Source organism: Candidatus Glassbacteria bacterium (assembly GCA_019456185.1).
Classification (GTDB): Bacteria; Gemmatimonadota; Glassbacteria; order GWA2-58-10; family GWA2-58-10; genus JAJRTS01.
This window is the reverse complement of sequence record VRUH01000001.1, coordinates 92,281-109,202: the sequence shown is the minus strand read 5'-3', so window position 1 is coordinate 109,202 and position 16,922 is coordinate 92,281. Positions and strand designations below refer to the sequence as shown.

The following is a 16,922-nucleotide window of genomic DNA, read 5'->3' as shown; positions in this document are numbered from 1 at the left end:
AACCGCTAGTTAATGAAACCGGCTCCGTATTGCTCAGCTCAGACTCTCCAGGATTTTGTCCGTTTTTTCCTGTTGCGTCACCCGGGTGAACGGCTTGACGATGTAACTGTTCACGCCGGCTTTTATCGCTTCAATTATATCTTTCTTGATACTCCTGGCGGTTACTATCAGGATCGGTATTTTCTTGAAATCGCCGCCCCTGACCTTATTAACAAATTCCAGGCCGCTCATGTTCGGCATGTTCCAGTCGGTGATGATAAAGTCGATTCCGCTCTCGGTTTCGAGTTTCGCGTAGGCGTCCGCACCATCCTCGGCCTCAACGATTTCCTCTTGTCTGTTCCGTTTCAGCGTATTGATTATTATCCTGCGCATCGTAGCCGAATCGTCAACGACAAGTAACTTCAGAGATATACAGTTCCCCCTTCAGAGCCTGTTTGCAGCGCCGCCGGGTACGAAGGCACTGTGCCAGGACTCCCTCAAGCCTTAAACTTTCGTTCAACTGCTACTGGATTTACCGTTTTCAGCCATCTCTCGCCTGCGCGAATTCAAGGCAGGGGGGCGGCAAGCATTTCAATCTAAATGCCTTGATCTTAATTATCAAGAACAAGCGCGTCAATAACAGGTATTTTTTTCCTACCCAAGAGGAAAATTTTACTCATTTCCCAGCTTACACTGCGAAAGCGTCTCAAATTTCTCCAGTGCTTTCCACAACATTGAGTAATCGCTTCTTGCATTCCACGCGATCCAGCCGACCCCACCGCCCTCAATGGCGGCCTGCATTTGCTGCAGCACGTAGTCCGGACCGTAATATGGCGAACGGTAATTGAAACTCTGAATATACGGCTGGACCCCGGTATTGCGGCGACCGCTGCGCGAAACACTCCTGGCCGTTCCCTCGCGGATTATCCAGTAGGCCCGCAGCGGTCCGAATTCCTCCTTGAATTCTTCCGGGAAGTGCGAGGAATACAGCATCGGGCAGATTACATCCGCCCAGCTCGCGATCACGTCGTAGTCCTGGCCGATCCAGTAGCTCTTATCTCTTTTCAGCCAGGGCACCCAGCCGAACACGTCGGCCGCCAGCGAAACATCAGCAGTATCAGTCACCTGCCTGACCCTGGAGAGGAACAGCCCTATCACCTCGGCCTTGTTCAGCGAATCAATCGCGACAGGGTAAAAACAGCGCTCCGTGGGCCCGTCGGAGGGAAAGCGGAGATAGTCGAGCTGGATCTGGTCGAAACCGAAAGCCACCAGTTCGGCGATAATACCGATCAGATACTCGTGGATGCTCTCGTCCATCATGTTGGCCCAGGTTTCCCCGTTATCCTGCTCCCAGGGAAACCCGGTCGAGCTGTCCAGCACGGCGTACGGATAGGCACCGTTTTCGACGTATTGCGACAGCAGAGGATCCTTGAATGCAACCACCCTCGCGCAGGCCAGCAGACCGTTGTCGTGGAGGAGCTTTACCAGCTCGTTCGGGTCGCTGAGGCGGCCGGTGCCCGAACCGATCTTCCGGGCCACCGGATGCTCGCTGCGCCAGGACAGGTAGCCCCGGTCGTCCTTCATGTCCATCACGAAACCGCCGAGCTTGTACCGCTTCGCCTTCTCGATATATTTCGCCATCAATTCGCCATTGGCGATTGCTCCGCTGCTGATGTAGATGGCGTTGTAGCGCAGGGCGCGGGGATTCGGAGGCGGAAGGGCGGTGTCGGCTGCCGCGCTGTCCTCCGCCGGCGGCGGACGGATGCGGGCGGTTGGCCGGGGAGCGAGAGAATCCTCGGCCGCCAGACTGTCCGCCGCGATAACGGTTGTGTCCGCCGGGAGTGAATCGGCGCCGGCCGCCGCGGTGTCGATAATCACCGGCGCAGTTACCGAATCAGGCGGCAATCCGTCGGCGGCAGCGTCAACTGCGGAGTCGATTGCCGGGACCGGTTCCTCACTCGCCGGGCCAGCCGAATCCGCTGACGCGGTCGAATCGGGGGCAGGGGCCGCCCTGCGCGACTGGTCCTCCGCCTGGTGCGAGGCGCAGGAGAACGAAACCGCCGCTGGCAGCATGAGGAGACAAAAAACGATCAGCCGGTTCAACCGTTCACCTCCCGCCACACCTTTTCAATCGATCCGGCGGTCACCTCGACAAGCATCGCCAGCTCCTGTTCGCTGAAAGACAAATGCGGCATCAATACGATCACGTCGCCCAGCGGGCGGATTATCACGCCCCGGCGACGGGCTTCCAGGATCACCCGCTTGGGGAATCTCAGTCCGGGCGCGAACGCAGCCCTGCTTTCGCGATCCGCCACCAGCTCGATCCCGACCATCATTCCCCGGCGCCGCACCTCACCTGCCGCGGCCAGCGGCTCTACTTGCTCTTTCAAGGCCCGTGCCAGAAATTCGATTGTGGAAGGCAGATTTTCAAGAACATTCTCTTTCTCGAAAACTTCGAGACTGGCCAGCGCGGCCGCGGCGGCAAGCGGGTTGCCGGTGTAGGAGTGGCCGTGGTAGAACGTCACCGGGTTTTCGCGCGTTCCCAGGAACCGCTCGTAGATATGCCCGGTGGTAAGGGTGGCGGCCAGGGGAAGGTAGCCGCCCGTGATACCCTTGGCCAGGCAGAGGAAATCCGGGCGGACAGACTCGTGCCCGCAGGCGAACATCCTGCCCGTGCGGCCGAAACCCGTGGCTACTTCATCGGCCACCAGCAGCATCCCGTAGCGGTCGCACAAATCGCGGACGCCGGCCAGGAACCCCACCTCGGCGGTAACCATCCCGCCCGCGCCCTGTACCAGCGGCTCGATCACCACCGTCCCGGCCCGCTCCCGGTTGCGCCCGATCACTTCTTCCAGCCCGGCTAGGCATTTGTCGCGGTACTGCTCGCGGTCCAATCCGCCGCCGCTACGGTAGTGATAAGGATACTCGGAGCTTTCCACCGGGAACAGGAGGTCGCGGAACGTGCCGTGGAACAGGTCGATCCCGCCGGTGGACACCGAACCGATCGTATCGCCGTGGTAGGCGTTGCGGAACGAGATAAAGCCGGTGCGCTGCCGCTCGGCCGGATCGGGGCTGAGCCTTCGGTACTGGTAGGCCATCTTGATCGCCACTTCCATCGCCGTGCTGCCGTTGTCCGAGTAGAAGACCCGCTCCAGGCCATCTGGCGCTATCTCGACCAGTTTCGCGGCCAGCCGGGAGGCCGGCTCATTGGTCAGACCCAGCATCGTGCTGTGGCACAAGCGGTCGGCCTGGCGTTTGAGCGCCGCGGTGATGTGCGGATGGCCGTGACCGTGCAGGATCACCCACAGGGAGCTGGTCCCGTCGAGATAGCGCCGTCCTTCCGTGTCGATCAGCCAGGAGCCCTCGCCCCGCTCGATCACCGGCGCACCTTCCTCCTCCCAGAGCAACATCGGGGTAAACGGGTGCCAGACATGACGGTAATCGAGTTCCGCGAGGCCGGGCGAGCTAGTCTTCATGTGGTTTCAGTCCCAGCGTTTTCAGCATGGTGAGGTCATCGGCCGTGCTGCGGCCGGTGGTGGTCAGGTAATCGCCGGTCAGGATGCCGTTGGCCCCGGCCCAGAACACCAGCGGATGAAGCTCGCCGAGATTGTGCACCCGGCCTCCGCAGACTACGATATCCCTCTCGGGCAGCAGCAGCCGGAACGCGGCGATTATCCGCAGACAGGTTTCGGGAGTCAGGTTATCGGCGTTTTCCAGCGGGGTCCCGGCTATCGGGTGCAGGAAATTGAGCGGAATACTGTCCACGCCCAGTTCCCGCAGTTCGAGAGCCAGGGCTACCCGGTCGCTGTCGCTTTCCCCAAGGCCGAAAATGCCGCCCGAGCAGACCCTCAGGCCCAGTTTCTTGGCCCCGCGCACCATCTCCAGCCGTTCGTCGTAAGAATGGGTGGAGCAGATTTCGGGGAAAAATTCGCGGCTGGTTTCGAGGTTGTGGTGGAAGCACTGCAGGCCGGCGTCGACCAGACGCTGCAGGTCCCGCTTCTCGATCCTGCCCAGGCTGGCGCAGCTCTGCACCGCGCCGTCCGCGGAGATCTTTTTCACCGCGCTCTCAAGCCCGGCAAGTTCCTTTTCTGTTTTTACCCCGGCTCCGCTGGTGACGATACTGAACTCGCCGGCTCCGGCCTCCCCCGCCCTGCGGGCGGCCTGCGCCAGTTTCTCCGGGTCCATCAGCGGATAGGTCTCCACGCCGGTGGACCAGCGGGCGCTCTGGGCGCAGAACGTACAGTCCTCGCCGCAGACCCCGCTGCGCGCATTGATAATCGAGCAGAGCCTGATCCGGTCGCCGCGGTGGTCGCGGCGGACCCGGTCGGCCAGGGCCAGCAGTCCGGACAGCGGAATGTCGCTGTCGCCCAGCACGGCCAGCGCCTCGTCCCGCCCCAGCCGTCCATCGCTAGCGTAAACAGCCTCTAGTTCCATCAGGCGGGAACTCCGCCCGCTGTCGCTGTTCATCCATTCCTCCCCGGTCACAATACCTTCCCCGCACTCCACGGCCCCTTACCTGATGCGCGACCAATATAGGAACAACGAATCTTTAAGTAAACCCCTTAAGCGGCAGAACCTTACCCGGCAGCAAGAAAGGCATTGACTGGCAAAGAGTTCATTGATTACATTCTTAGCCGTCAGACAGCGGCGAGAGCTGCGGGACGAATGGCCGCGCGGAAACGAACCGGCGGTGTTCCGGATTCCGGTTAACTGATTTGACGGAGGCAGGGCCAGGAATGATCATTCCGCAGGTATACGAGAAAACTCCCCAGGGCGAGCGGGCGTTCGACATCTTCTCCCGCCTCCTGCAGGACAGGATCATACTGCTGGCCAGTTATATCGACGACAACATAGCCAACCTGGTGGTGGCCCAACTGCTGTTTCTCGAGGCCGAGGACCAGGAGAAGGACATCCACCTGTACATCAACTCTCCCGGCGGCAGTATTACCTCGAGCCTGGCGATCTACGATACGATGAGTTTCATCAAGCCGGACATTTCCACGATCTGCACCGGTATCGCCGGAGCAAGCGCGGCCGTACTGCTGGCCGCCGGAGCGGAAGAGAAACGGATGCTGCTGCCTAACTCCAAGGTCCTGCTGCACCAGGTCTACGGACGCGCCGAGGGACCCAGCACGGACATCCTGATCAAGGCCAGGGAGATCGAGCGTCAGCGCGAGCTGATCAACAGCCTGCTGGCCAGGCATACCGGCAAGAGAGTCGAAACGGTGGCAAAGGACACGGACCGGGATTTCTATCTGACGGCTGACGAGGCGCTCAAGTACGGGATCGCCGACCGGGTGATCCAGCGGCACTCGCGGCCCACCGGCAAAACCGAGACGGACAACTGACCTGATCCGGAGACGGTTCCCATTCAACACGATGACATTACCCGATGAAAACAGCCTGGATTAAAGCATTCGCCCCACTCGCAGTCACGGGCCTGCTGGGCGCCGCCTGCGGGGGCGGGGAAGAAAACCCGAACCTGGCCAACGTGCAGATCGAGCAGTTGATGGTCAAGCCGGTCCCGCAGCAGGAAGCGGTTGACAAAGCCTGTTCGCAGGCCCGCAAGGTGCTCGAGATGATCGAGGGCGGAGCCGACCTGGCCGCGATGGCGGCCGAGTACAGCACCCGGGCAAGCGCCGCCGACAGCGGCCTGATCACGATCACCGAGGGCTGGATGCCGCCGGAGTTCGACGAGGCGGTGCTGGCGCTCGCCGACTCGACGCTGAGCGATGTGATCCACACTCCCCGCGCCTGTTATATCGCCTGCCGGCTGAAGACCATGTACCTGCAGGTGCGCACCAGCCACATCCTCTGCGTGGTGGACCGCAAGAAAGAGGGTGCGGCGCTGGAGGCCGAGTTCCACGCGGCCGAAAAGCAGGCCTGGGAGATCTACCGCCAGCTTCAGCAGGGCGGCAGTTTCTACGAACTGGCCCGCGAGCATTCCGGCGATCCCGGCTCGACCCAGGAGGGCGGGGATATCGGCTGGTCCAAGCGCAACTCGCTGGTCAGGGAGTACGAGACCGTGGCGTTCGCCCAGGAGCCTGGCGAGATCAGCGAGCCGGTGCGGACGCTTTTCGGCTACCACATTATCCGCACGGTGCAGAAGAAGGACCTGAGCCTGACCCTGCGGATGATCGAGTTTGCCGCGCCGGTGACCGACTCCGACCGGCGGAAAGCCCGCCGGGCGCTGGAGCAGGCCCGCGACCGGGCCGCCGGCGGCGCGAGCATGGCCGGGCTGGCCCAAGAGCTGGAGGGCAACCCGGACGGCGACTTCAGCCACGCGGAAAAATTCAGCGTGCGCAAAAACGTGCTGCGCCCCGAGCTGGCTTCCCAATTGAGCGAGCTGGACACGGGCGATCTATCAGGAGTGCTGGCGAACGAGCTGGGATTTTATTTCGTGCGACTGCTGGAGGACGAGTGAATTACCCCGCCTACAAGGCGAAGCATCTTGAAAGAAGAATGATTCTCTCTATCTCTTCTTTTGTGGCCAAAAGAAGCAAAAGCCTTCACCGGGCCGAACTCGCTCTAACTTGTGAAGTCCATACTGACTGTTTGTTTTCGTGGCCTTGAAAACGCTACCGGTCAGCAGGGCCTGAATTGTCCCGCCAAAATACGCCGGGCCAATTGAAGGCGCACCTAATCCTTGATGGTCCTATTTCCCTAATGGTAAGCGCGGTAATAATTCCGCTGCCAATGATCCTAAGCTCAAACATGCAGCCCGGTTGTTTGCCCTGCCACCCTCCAAAAGCATACTGCTGCAACCATTTCAAGAGACCAACCCCCAAGCGGCCGAAGGCCGCTTCCGCTGCGCCGCATGTCCGAGCCAACTACTCCGCAGCGGTTAATTTTGCCGTAATCCTATCCCATGTCAAAGTACCTGAAAGGGTCGGCGTACTTCGCGAGGTCTGCCCCGGATCACCGGGACAGGGCGAGCGCAGGCCATCACCACAGGTAGCGCCTGAATTGCCGCGATTACACTCCGGTCGGACATCTTCCGAGGGCACTGCGAGTTCGGCGCGGCAAAGATTTTTGCTTCTTTTCATCGACTGGAAAAGAAGATATCAGCTTTTTACTTTTTATCCGGGGCGAGTCTTGTGTTCGTCCGGGCAAGTAGTATTCCCGCAGCGAGATTGATCAGGAACTCCAGTGGGCCTTGTGTTTTTTCCTGCCGCTTTTCTTCCCGCTGAGGCGGGCCCTGCACTCGAAGAGTTCGTCGCGCAGGCGGGCGGCGCGCTCGAAATCGAGGTTTTTTGCCGATTCAGCCATTTCCTGCTCTAATATCTTAATCAGTTCCTCCGTATCGATTTCTGCCGAATACGTGCTGGGCCTGCTGTCGGCGGCGATGCGCACGCCGGGCAGCTCGCCGAGGCGCTTGTCGGCCACGGAAGTAGCGAGCAGCACCTGCTCGGTGCTCTTGCGGATGGTCTGCGGCTCGATGCCATGGGCCTCGTTGTAGGCGGTCTGCAGCCGGCGGCGGCGGTCGGTTTCGTCAATGGCCCTCTGCATGGAGCCGGTGACCGTGTCGGCGTACATCACCACCCGCCCCTGGACGTTGCGGGCGGCGCGGCCCATGGTCTGGATCAGCGAGCGCTCGGAGCGCAGGAAACCCTCCTTGTCCGCGTCGAGGATGGCCACCAGCGAGACCTCCGGCAGGTCGAGGCCCTCGCGGAGCAGGTTGATCCCCACCAGGACGTCGAATTCGGCGAGGCGCAGATCACGCAGGATCTCGATCCGCTCGATGACTTCGATCTCGGAGTGCATGTAGCGCACCCGCACGCCCATCCGGGACAGGTATTCGGCCAGGTCCTCGGCCATCTTTTTCGTGAGAGTGGTGACCAGCACGCGCTCGCCGCGGTCGGTGACCCGGCGGATTTCCTCCAGCAGGTCGTCGACCTGGCCCTTGACCGGCCTGAGCACCACCTCGGGATCGATCAGCCCCGTGGGCCGGATGATCAGCTCGACGACCTCGCCGCCGCTTTTTTCGAGTTCGTAGTCGGCCGGAGTGGCGGAGATGAACACGGCCATGTTTACCAGTTCCTCGAATTCGTGGAACTTGAGGGGCCGGTTGTCGAGGGCGCTGGGCAGGCGGAAGCCGTGCTCGACGAGGGTGCTCTTGCGGGAGAAATCGCCCTTGAACATCCCGCCCACCTGGGGGATCGTGACGTGGGACTCGTCGATGATCAGCAGGTAGTCGTCGGGGAAGAAGTCGAACAGGCAATAGGGACGCTGCCCCGGTCCCCTGCCGCCGAGATGACGGGAATAATTTTCGATGCCGCTGCAGAAGCCGATTTCAAGCATCATCTCGATGTCGTAGTTGGTCCTGCTCTCCAGGCGCTGGGCCTCCAGCAGTTTCTGCTGCGACCTTAACTCGGCCAGGTGCTCTTTGAGTTCTTCGCGGATGTTGCGGACCGCCGTCTCGAGCTTGGGCCGGGTGACGACGAAGTGCTTGGCCGGGAAAATGGCGGCCGAGTCCATGCTGGCGATGACCTCGCCGCGCAGGGGATCGATGCGGCTGATGCGGTCGACCTCGTCGCCGAAGAGCTCGATGCGTATCGCGGTTTCCTCGTAGGCCGGAAAGACCTCGATCACATCTCCGCGGACCCGGAAGCGCCCGCGCTGGAAATCGAGGTCGTTGCGCTCGTAGTGGATGTCGACCAGCCGGCCCAGGACCTCGTCGCGCTCGACCTGCTGGCCGGTAGTCAGCTGACAGAGCATGGCCTTGTAGTCCTCGGGGGAACCGAGGCCGTAGATCGCCGAGACGCTGGCCACGATAATCACGTCGCTGCGCGAGAGCAGCGCGCTGGTGGCCGAGAGGCGCATGCGGTCGATGTCCTCGTTGACCGAGCTGTCCTTTTCGATATAGGTATCGGTGGTGGGCAGGTAGGCCTCGGGCTGATAGTAGTCGTAGTAGCTGATGAAAAATTCGACAGCGTTGTCGGGGAAGAAGCCCTTGAACTCGCCGTAGAGCTGGGCGGCCAGGGTCTTGTTGTGGGAGATCACGAGTGTCGGCCGGTTGTAGCGGGCGATGACGTGGGCCATGGTGAATGTTTTGCCTGAGCCGGTGACTCCAAGCAGGGTCTGGTATTTGCGGCCGTCGAGGAGCCCGGCGTGGAGTTCGCTGATTGCGGCGGGCTGGTCGCCGGCCGGCTCGAAAGCCGATTTGAGTCTGAACTCGTTCATCGCCCGTCCAAGGCAAAGCTCTTGCGCCGGAAACCATGCTTGAGTAGACTGATTACGGGGCCGGCGGCGCCGCCCGAACCCATTCCCCGCCGCAGCATACCTGGAGCCGGTCTTGCACCTGATCGTCTACACCCGGAAGCGGCTGGAGCCGCTGGTCCGCAAAATACCGGTCATCATTCCTCTCGCCGCACTGGCGCTGCTGCCTGTGCTGGCGGGGCTGAGCATATACCTGCAGTTCGAAGCCGCCGCCCTCAGACACCAAGCCGCGGAACTGGGCAGACAGACTGCTCTGCTGGAACAACGGCTCGATTCGCTCAACAGCCAGCTTGAACGTCTGGCGGCAGGCCCGCCGCCACCGACTTCCCCCGGCGCGCTGGACATCCTGCTGGACCTGCGCGCGCCCGGGGGCGCGGATCCTTTGTTCGCGGATGCTCCCGCGGCCGCCGCGGCCAGCGGCGGCGGAGTTTACGCGCTCCAGGTTTCCAGCTACCGCCTGCGGGCTGACGCCGAGCAAATGGCCGCAGCCCTGGCCGAAAAAATCGAGCGTAAGGTGCTGATCCAGCAGGCGGCTCTGGCCAGCGGCAGGTGGTACCGGGTCCTGATCGAGCCCTTTGCCGGCAGGCAGGACGCAGCCTGGTTCGCCGACAGTATCCGGGCCGCCGGCGTGATCGGCGAGTATATCCTGCAGCGGCTGCCGGACGACTGGGGAAACGACCCGGCTTACAGCGAAGCGCCATCAACTTAACCTAGACCCGGCCTGGCCGGGTGTCAATACCCGGCGGCCACAACCTGAACGGATGCGGAGCGGAAAGAAGATGGGCGATTACGAAGTTGAACGCAGGGTCGAGGAGCTGGAGCGCAGAATCCGGGAATTGGAGCGGGACCTCCGTGCGCTGCGCGACAAAGATACCCGTCGCCAGGGCGTGGTGATGCGCCTGGCCGCCACCGGGATGGCTCTGAGCGAGGTCCTGCAGCAGCACAAAATGATCGACCCGGTAAAGTTCGAAAAGAGAGTTGCCGAGTTCCTGGCCAGCCTGGACCAGGAAATCAGCGAAAAAAAGATCGGCAGCCTGCTGGACGGGCTCTGGAAAGAGTTCGGCAGCGGTAAAGAGGGCTGAGGGCGTAACGGTGGCCATGATCCCCACAGGCAAGCTGACCCCGGAACTGCTGGCTGGTCTGCTCCGCCGCATTCCCGGCCGCGACGGCAGAGTAATAGCTGGCGCGCAGGCCGGTGAGGACGCGGCGGTTATCGAATTCGGCGATCGCTTCCTGATCGCCGCCAGCGACCCGGTGACGTTCGCGGCCGAGAGGCCCGCCTGGTACGCGGTGCAGATCAACGCCAACGATATCGCCGTGATGGGCGGAGAATGCCGCTGGCTGCTGGCGACAGTGCTTCTGCCGCAGGGAAAAACTGACGAGAGCCGCGTTACAGAGCTGTTCGCCGAGCTGGCCGGCGCCTGCGAACGGCTGGGCGTGGAGCTGGTGGGAGGACACACCGAGGTGACAGCGGGGCTGGACCGGCCGCTGATCTGCGGGACGATGCTGGGCGAGGCCGCCCCGGGCAGGTTGTGCCTGAAACGTAACGCCCGGGCCGGTGACGACCTGCTGCTGACCAAGGCGCTGGCAGTGGAGGGCACGGCGCTGATCGCCAGGGAGTTCCCGGAAAGACTTAATAGTTGCTGCACGAAGGAGGAAATCCGGCAGGCTGCAAAAATGCTGGACAATCCGGGAATCAGCGTGGTGTCCGAGGCCCGGGTCGCGCTGGACATTGGCGGAGTGCACGCGATGCACGATCCGACCGAAAGCGGGCTGGCCGGGGCTGTTCGTGAACTGGCGGACGCGGCGGGCCTGGGGGCGGAGCTGGAGGCTGAAGAAGTCCCGATCTACGATGCGACGAAGAAAATCTGCGAGCTGCTGGGGCTGGACCCGCTGGGGCTGCTGGCTTCAGGCAGCCTGCTGATCGCCTGCGAACCGGCGTCGAGTGAAGCGATAATCTCCAGATTGCTGACTAAGAGCGTAGCCTGCCGCAGAGTGGGCCGGCTGACGGAGCGGGATGCCGGTATTACCGAGATCGAGAGCGGCCGCCGGCGGGAGCTGCGCCGGTTCGCGCGGGATGAGATAGCGAGTCTGTTCGATTAGCACAATCCCCTTCAGGTGACCACAATTCTTAGACGTCTCCCGTTTTCCGGCCTCCCCCTTTACAACGTGGCGATGAAGCTGGATACCTCCTGCCGGCGCGGATGCTCCGGGGCCAGCGAGATAAACTGCTTCAAATGCGTGGCCGCCTGCCGCCGCTTGCCCGTGCGGGCCAGGGCCAGGCCGATATTGAGGTGGGTCGCCGGGTCGCGGGGGTTGAGTTCCAGCGCCTTGCGGTAAAGGTTGATCGCCTTGTCGCTGCGTCCCTTTCTGGCCCAGGCCGCGCCGAGGTTGGCATAGGGCTTGTAGTAGTCCGGGCGCTTGTGAATCGCTTCGCGGTAGAAGCGGATGGCCTCGTCGATCCTGCCCTGCTGCATCAGCACGGTGCCCAGGTTGTTGCGGGCGTAAGGGTCGTCGGGATCGAGGGCGCTGGCCCGGGCGAAACTCTGCTCCTGGCGCTCCCCGTACTCGTCAGCGGTGCCGATCATCTCCACCCCGTGATCGAACCAGCGCCAGGAGCCCCACATCCGGGTGAGCAGGGCGAGATTACGGCGGTCCTGGCCGCGCAGGACCCTGTAGCCGACCAGACCCGGCAGCAGCAGGGCGATCACCCACGCTCCGGCGGTCAGGCCGCCGTCACCTGCGCGGTAAGCTCCCGGCAGGCCCAGCACGCCGCCCCAGAGGTAGAACAGCAGTTGAACAGCCGCGAACGCGAGCGCGAACAGGCCAAAGGCACCGAGGAAGCCCAGGCGAAGCTGCCTGAGCCCCTGATCCACACTGCTTTCCAGGGGCCGGTCCTGCCGCGGAGTGCCGGGATCGACGTTCACTTGTCCTCCGCCTTGCCGGTCATCGGGACGAAGCGGACCGGGATCACCTCCCGTCTCACCGTTTTGCCTCCGGTTTTTTCGTAGACCACCAGGTCCTGGTTGTACCGGCCCTCGGGAACCACCAGCCGGCCGCCCTCGGCGAGCTGGTCCAGCAGCGGTTGAGGCACTTTCTCCGGTGCGGCGGTCAGGATCACCCCGTCGAACGGGGCGTGCTCCGGCCAGCCGTCGTACCCGTCTCCGCAGAGGACCTCGACGTTGCTGTAATTGCCGGCTTCGAGCGTTTCCCTCGCGCGCTCGCACAGCGGCTCGACAATCTCGATACTGTAGACATACGCGACCACCTTGGACAGGACGGCGGCCTGGTACCCGCTGCCGGTCCCGATTTCGAGCACGGTATCGCCGGGTTCAGGCTCCAGCAGGTCGGTCATCAGCGCGACGATATACGGCTGCGAGATCGTCTGGTTGTGACCGATCGGCAGCGGATGGTCGCCGTAGGCGCGGGAGCGCAGGTTATCGGGGATGAATTCGTGGCGCGGAACTTCTTCCATGGCCGCCAGCACCCGCTCGTCTTTGACTCCCCTGCGCCTGATCTGCCGCTCGACCATCGCGCGCCGCTCCCGTTGCCACTCGGACTCTCCCCTGCTGTTACGGAACCTGATCAACTGACTCTCCACGCTGTTTTCCCGTGCAGGCGCAGTCCCGCAGGCCAGCCCGGCGGCAAGAGCGCCCATCAGCACCAAAATAAATCCGGGCATTCGGTCCTCCTTAACATCTTTACTCTATATATTAGCATTTCACCGCCCCAGTGCAAATAATAGTTCCGCTGCCGCGCAGGCAAGAAAAATATCGAATTCCAGGATTTATCCGAAATTATCGCCCGGATGCAGCTTGACTTAACTTCCTGCCAGGATTACTTTAACACACTGTTGCAGGATGCAGCGAACTGCGGTGGCAAATACCTCCGGCGTCTGGTCCGGATGCATTCAACCGCAACCACCTCCCCTGCCGTACCGCCCGCGCAGACAAGCGCCGCGGACGGAGCCTGCCTTTCGACAATACATTTACTTGCCAAGGAAAGACGATGGAACAGGACAGCGCCTTATTTTTTGACAGGGCTACCGTAATCGGGATCAACAAAAGGGCCCTGCAGATAGCCGAAACTTTCGCCGCCGCCGGAATCGAGGTGATGCTGGCCGGGCCGAACAAGCAGCAGACAGAGGCGGCGATGGCCGGGATCGGAAAATCGATCGACCGCGAAATCGAGCGCTGGGGCAAGACCGAATCAGACAAACGGGCGATCATGGCCAGGATCACTCCGGCAGAGTCACTGGAAAGCCTCAAGGACTGCAAGATCGCTGTCGAAGCGATGGGACTCAACTTCCAGGACAAGCGCGGGACCCTGGAACGTGTCGAGCAGACGTGCACCGAGTCGCTCGAGCTTTACGTGATCCACATTTCCACTCTCAGCGTAACCGAAATCGCCGGTGCCAGCCGGTTGCGCGACAAAGTGATCGGCATGCACTTTCTGGAGCCGGTACCCAAGATTCCGATGGTGGAGCTGGTGCGCGGGATGCACACCTCTGACGAAACTGTCGAAACGGCCAAGAAGCTGGCCAGGCTGCTGAACAAGACCGCCGTGGAAGTTTTCGAATACCCCGGTTATATCACCACGCGCGTGATGCTGCCGATGATCAACGAGGCGATCCAGGTGCTGATGGAGGGTATCGCATCGGCCGAGGATATCGACACGGCGATCAAGCTGGGTTACAACCTGCCGGTTGGCCCGCTGACGATGGCCGACGAGCTGGGCCTGGAAACGGTCCTGCGCAGAATGGACAACCTGTTTCACGAACTGGGCGACGTCAAGTTCCGGCCCTCTCCGCTGCTGCGCAAGATGGTGCGCGCCGGCAAGCTGGGCCGTTCGATGGGCGAGGGGTTTTTCAAGTACGAAACGCGCGACGCCTACGAGAGCGGCAAGAACGACTGAACGAATTCAAGTCCAAGGGAGAATACCGTACGATGTTGATTCTGGTGATCAACTGCGGAAGCAGCAGTGTAAAGTACCAACTGGTAAATACCGAAGATGGCGTGGCACTGGTGAAAGGCAGCGTGGAGCGGATCGGGATGAGCGGAGCGGTGCTGACCCTGGAGCGCAGCGACGGGTACAGCGTCAAGTTCGGCCTGGAAATCCTGGACCACACGGTGGCGATCGAACAGATCCTGGCCTATCTGGTCCACCCCAAGCACGGCGTGATCAAGGACAAGAGCGAGGTCGACGCGGTGGGGCACCGGGTAGTCCACGGCGGGCAGCAGTTCACCGGCAGCGTGATGGTGGATGAGGAAGTGCTGGCCAAAATCCGCCAGTGTATCGAGCTGGCCCCGCTGCACAATCCGCACAATATCCGGGGAATCAACGCGGCGCTGCGCAACCTGCCGGGCCTACCGCAGGTGGCCGTGTTCGACACGGCCTTCCACAGCAGCCTGCCGCGCCACGCATACCTCTATCCCCTGCCCTACGTGCTTTACCGCCGTTACGAGATCAGGCGCTACGGGTTCCACGGAACCAGCCACTACTACGTCTACAACCGGGCGGTGGAGCTGCTGGGCAAGAAGGCTGAGGAGCTCAAGGTCATTACGGTCCACCTCGGTAACGGCTGCAGCATCACGGCGGTCGACGGCGGCAGGAGCGTGGACACTTCGATGGGGCTTACTCCGCTCGAGGGCCTGGTGATGGGCACCCGCAGCGGCGATATCGACCCGTCGATTATCCTGCATATCATGGGCCGCGAGGAACTGAGCCTCTCCGAGGCCACCACCCTGCTCAACAAGCACAGCGGCCTGCAGGGTTTGTCCGGGATCTCCAGCGACATGCGCGATCTGATCGAGGAGAGCGGGAAAGGCGACGAGCGCGCCAGGCTGGCGATCGAGGTGTACTGCTACCGGCTGCGCAAGTATATCGGCGCGTATGCCGCCGCGATGGGCGGGCTGGACGCGGTCGTGTTCACCGCCGGGGTGGGCGAAAACAGCGCGCTGGTGCGAGCCAAGGCCTGCGAGGGGCTGGGCTTCCTGGGGCTGGAGCTGGACGGGAAAGCCAACGAGGAGGCAGTGGGCAAAGAGGCCGATATCAGCAAGCCGGGCAGCAGGGTAAAAGTATTCGCCATCCCGACCAACGAGGAACTGGTGATCGCCCGCGATACGGAGCGGATTGTGAACGAGGCCCGATAATACGGCAGGAGAACGGGCGGAATATGGAAGGGAGACCTCGTTGTCTCCCTTTTTTTTCAGCATTGTTTAGTCTTCCGCCGGTTTCGGCGGCCGTCCCTGCTTGAACCTGATCAACCGCTCGATCTCCTCGACCGATGAGCCGCCCTCGCCCTCCTCCTCTTCCTCGGCCGGAGGGTAGACAGCCAGGATTCTCAGCACATCGGCCGTGGTGAAACTGTGCCCGGCCCCGTACTGACGGACCATGTCGCGGATCGTCTTCATCACCGCGGGCGGGTAGAACTCGGGCGGGAGATGAGTGAGGCAGGAGAGGATTTTCTCCGGCGCGTCGGCCAGCATCTGCGGACCGCAGATCGCCAGTACCATCTTGCGCTGGATAGTCTGGGCCAGGTCGTCCAGGTCGCGGTAGTTGTTCAGCAGACCCACCTGGCGCTTGAAATTCTGGATCAGCCGCGGTACTTTCTCCGGTTTCTTGCGCAGGCTGCGCAGCAGGGGCACCGCCGTTCCGAGGTAGAATTTCATCAGGCGGCGCAGAAAGCGCTGCGGCGCGCCCAGGACGAAACTTTCCGCCTTGCCCATCACCACCGGCACCAGCTCCAGCAGACCGTCCTCGTCCAGTTCCTCCATGCTCAGTTTACCCAGCAGTTCGTAGCCCTCGGCCCGCACGTTCATCCCGCGGGCCAACTGACCGGTTTTGGCACTGAGCAGCTTGCGGTTCGACCTTTCGCCGATCTGGTCGAAAAAGAAGCGCAGCTCCAGCAGCTCCTCGAAATCTCCGGCGGCTTTCATCAGCTCGTCGGCCCGGCCCATGGTGCGCTTCTTGAACTCCAGGCGCAGGGCGTCAGGGTCCTGCAAGCCGACAGCCTCCTTGATCGCCACCAGTTTTTTGTCTTTTTCGGCTGAGGGTTCTAGACGCTCAAGAGTGTCCGGCACCCTCATGGCCAGCAGGCGGTAGGCGGCGATTACCTCGCCGGGGCCGGCGCTCTCCCGGCCGTAAATTTCCAGCGTCCGCAGGACAAAGCGGTCGACAGCCGGGACCGAGGCCAGCTCCCGCTCGATATAGAGGTAGAGCGCATCCAGCCGTTCGATATCATCGATATTGGGCAGACTCGATTCCAGCGACACTTTGAGCCGGGCTATCAGTCCCCGGACCGAGACCAGGGGCAGAAAAACGGTGGGCGGCACGGGCAGGGCGGCGATGATCCTGGCGGCCCAGAGATCGGGGTCCCTGCGCACCTCGGCCATCGGCCAGGCAGCGGCTTCCGGCACCAGACGGCGCACTCTGGGCGGGTTGAGCAGGGGTGGATTGAGTGAGATTATCGCCTTGCGCAGCGCGGAGAACAGGCTGTCGCGCCAGGAGCTGTCGCGGCGCAGGGCGGTGACAGCCTCGCGTGGCAGGTGCTTGATGAAAAACAGGTTCAGTTTGCGCTCACCGCTGGTGAGCATGCCGAGCAGGGCGTCCTTGTCCGGCCGCGCGTCATGGGGAAGCTCCCGTGACAACTCGGCCAGCATCTGCTCCACCACCCCCAGCAGCGAATCACCGCCGGGGACCGGCACCTGGCTGTCCTTGCTCAT

Annotated in this window: 15 protein-coding genes; 7 read left to right on the top strand and 8 right to left on the bottom strand. The window is 62.3% G+C overall.

The annotated features are described in order from the left end of the window. Positions 1–33 precede the first annotated feature (33 nt). The 4 genes from FVQ81_00505 to bioB form a co-directional block, all read right to left on the bottom strand. Positions 34–405: a response regulator gene (locus FVQ81_00505; protein ID MBW7995056.1), complete on the bottom strand. Its 372-nt coding sequence runs from the start codon at positions 403–405 to the stop codon at positions 34–36. A 246-nt stretch (positions 406–651) separates the two neighbouring features. Continuing rightward, on the bottom strand, positions 652–2,082 hold the full coding sequence (locus tag FVQ81_00500; protein ID MBW7995055.1) for a hypothetical protein: 1,431 nt from the start codon (positions 2,080–2,082) through the stop codon (positions 652–654). After that, positions 2,079–3,455: an adenosylmethionine--8-amino-7-oxononanoate transaminase gene (bioA, locus tag FVQ81_00495; protein ID MBW7995054.1), complete on the bottom strand. Its 1,377-nt coding sequence runs from the start codon at positions 3,453–3,455 to the stop codon at positions 2,079–2,081. The genes FVQ81_00500 and bioA overlap by 4 nt, the downstream gene beginning before the upstream one ends. Further along, on the bottom strand, positions 3,445–4,446 hold the full coding sequence (gene bioB, locus FVQ81_00490; GenBank protein MBW7995053.1) for a biotin synthase BioB: 1,002 nt from the start codon (positions 4,444–4,446) through the stop codon (positions 3,445–3,447). Before bioB ends, bioA begins: the two co-directional genes overlap by 11 nt. Before the next feature lie 269 nt (positions 4,447–4,715). Between bioB and FVQ81_00485 the strand changes: the two genes are divergently transcribed. Together FVQ81_00485 and FVQ81_00480 are read left to right on the top strand one after the other, a co-directional pair. Further along, a complete protein-coding gene (locus FVQ81_00485) occupies positions 4,716–5,327 on the top strand; it encodes an ATP-dependent Clp protease proteolytic subunit (GenBank protein ID MBW7995052.1) in 612 nt (203 codons plus the stop codon). 44 nt (positions 5,328–5,371) lie between these two features. After that, positions 5,372–6,403, top strand: coding sequence for a hypothetical protein (locus FVQ81_00480; protein MBW7995051.1), 1,032 nt, complete (start codon positions 5,372–5,374; stop codon positions 6,401–6,403). Positions 6,404–7,116: 713 nt separating this feature from the next. Here the strand turns inward: FVQ81_00480 and uvrB are convergent. Further along, on the bottom strand, positions 7,117–9,162 hold the full coding sequence (gene uvrB / locus FVQ81_00475; GenBank protein ID MBW7995050.1) for an excinuclease ABC subunit UvrB: 2,046 nt from the start codon (positions 9,160–9,162) through the stop codon (positions 7,117–7,119). A gap of 100 nt (positions 9,163–9,262) precedes the next feature. On the opposite strand from uvrB, the gene FVQ81_00470 reads away from it, so the two are divergent. The 3 genes from FVQ81_00470 to FVQ81_00460 all read left to right on the top strand — a co-directional run bounded on the left by FVQ81_00470 (position 9,263) and on the right by FVQ81_00460 (position 11,301). Further along, positions 9,263–9,907: an SPOR domain-containing protein gene (locus FVQ81_00470; protein MBW7995049.1), complete on the top strand. Its 645-nt coding sequence runs from the start codon at positions 9,263–9,265 to the stop codon at positions 9,905–9,907. Between the two features lie 70 nt (positions 9,908–9,977). After that, positions 9,978–10,280 carry a hypothetical protein gene (locus FVQ81_00465; GenBank protein ID MBW7995048.1) on the top strand — a complete coding sequence of 101 codons (303 nt, stop codon included), beginning with the start codon at positions 9,978–9,980 and terminating at the stop codon, positions 10,278–10,280. 10 nt (positions 10,281–10,290) lie between these two features. After that, a complete protein-coding gene (locus FVQ81_00460) occupies positions 10,291–11,301 on the top strand; it encodes a hydrogenase expression/formation protein (GenBank protein MBW7995047.1) in 1,011 nt (336 codons plus the stop codon). Between the two features lie 59 nt (positions 11,302–11,360). Here the strand turns inward: FVQ81_00460 and FVQ81_00455 are convergent, their stop codons facing one another. Continuing rightward, positions 11,361–12,125, bottom strand: a complete 765-nt coding sequence (locus FVQ81_00455; protein MBW7995046.1) for a tetratricopeptide repeat protein — start codon at positions 12,123–12,125, stop codon at positions 11,361–11,363. Next, positions 12,122–12,856 carry a protein-L-isoaspartate(D-aspartate) O-methyltransferase gene (locus FVQ81_00450; protein ID MBW7995045.1) on the bottom strand — a complete coding sequence of 245 codons (735 nt, stop codon included), beginning with the start codon at positions 12,854–12,856 and terminating at the stop codon, positions 12,122–12,124. Before FVQ81_00450 ends, FVQ81_00455 begins: the two co-directional genes overlap by 4 nt. Positions 12,857–13,206: 350 nt before the next feature. Here FVQ81_00450 and FVQ81_00445 point away from each other — a divergent pair, with 350 nt between their 5' ends. Then, complete coding sequence (locus FVQ81_00445) at positions 13,207–14,112, top strand: 3-hydroxybutyryl-CoA dehydrogenase (GenBank protein MBW7995044.1); 906 nt, start codon at positions 13,207–13,209, stop codon at positions 14,110–14,112. Between the two features lie 32 nt (positions 14,113–14,144). Next, the gene (locus tag FVQ81_00440; GenBank protein MBW7995043.1) at positions 14,145–15,350 is read left to right on the top strand and encodes an acetate kinase; all 1,206 of its coding nucleotides are present in this window, start codon (positions 14,145–14,147) and stop codon (positions 15,348–15,350) included. Positions 15,351–15,416: 66 nt separating this feature from the next. Here FVQ81_00440 and FVQ81_00435 read toward each other — a convergent pair whose 3' ends face one another. Next, on the bottom strand, positions 15,417–16,922 hold the full coding sequence (locus tag FVQ81_00435) for a hypothetical protein (protein MBW7995042.1): 1,506 nt from the start codon (positions 16,920–16,922) through the stop codon (positions 15,417–15,419).

Excerpts from the sequence above, each read along its gene's own strand:
- FVQ81_00465 (MBW7995048.1), top strand. The coding sequence starts at position 9,978 with ATGGGCGATTACGAAGTTGAACGCAGGGTCGAGGAGCTGGAGCGCAGA.
- bioB (MBW7995053.1), bottom strand. The coding sequence starts at position 4,446 with ATGAACAGCGACAGCGGGCGGAGTTCCCGCCTGATGGAACTAGAGGCT.
- FVQ81_00435 (MBW7995042.1), bottom strand. The coding sequence starts at position 16,922 with ATGAGCAAGGACAGCCAGGTGCCGGTCCCCGGCGGTGATTCGCTGCTG.
- uvrB (MBW7995050.1), bottom strand. The coding sequence starts at position 9,162 with ATGAACGAGTTCAGACTCAAATCGGCTTTCGAGCCGGCCGGCGACCAG.
- FVQ81_00485 (MBW7995052.1), top strand. The coding sequence starts at position 4,716 with ATGATCATTCCGCAGGTATACGAGAAAACTCCCCAGGGCGAGCGGGCG.
- FVQ81_00440 (MBW7995043.1), top strand. The coding sequence starts at position 14,145 with ATGTTGATTCTGGTGATCAACTGCGGAAGCAGCAGTGTAAAGTACCAA.
- bioA (MBW7995054.1), bottom strand. The coding sequence starts at position 3,455 with ATGAAGACTAGCTCGCCCGGCCTCGCGGAACTCGATTACCGTCATGTC.
- FVQ81_00450 (MBW7995045.1), bottom strand. The coding sequence starts at position 12,856 with ATGGGCGCTCTTGCCGCCGGGCTGGCCTGCGGGACTGCGCCTGCACGG.
- FVQ81_00480 (MBW7995051.1), top strand. The coding sequence starts at position 5,372 with ATGAAAACAGCCTGGATTAAAGCATTCGCCCCACTCGCAGTCACGGGC.
- FVQ81_00445 (MBW7995044.1), top strand. The coding sequence starts at position 13,207 with ATGGAACAGGACAGCGCCTTATTTTTTGACAGGGCTACCGTAATCGGG.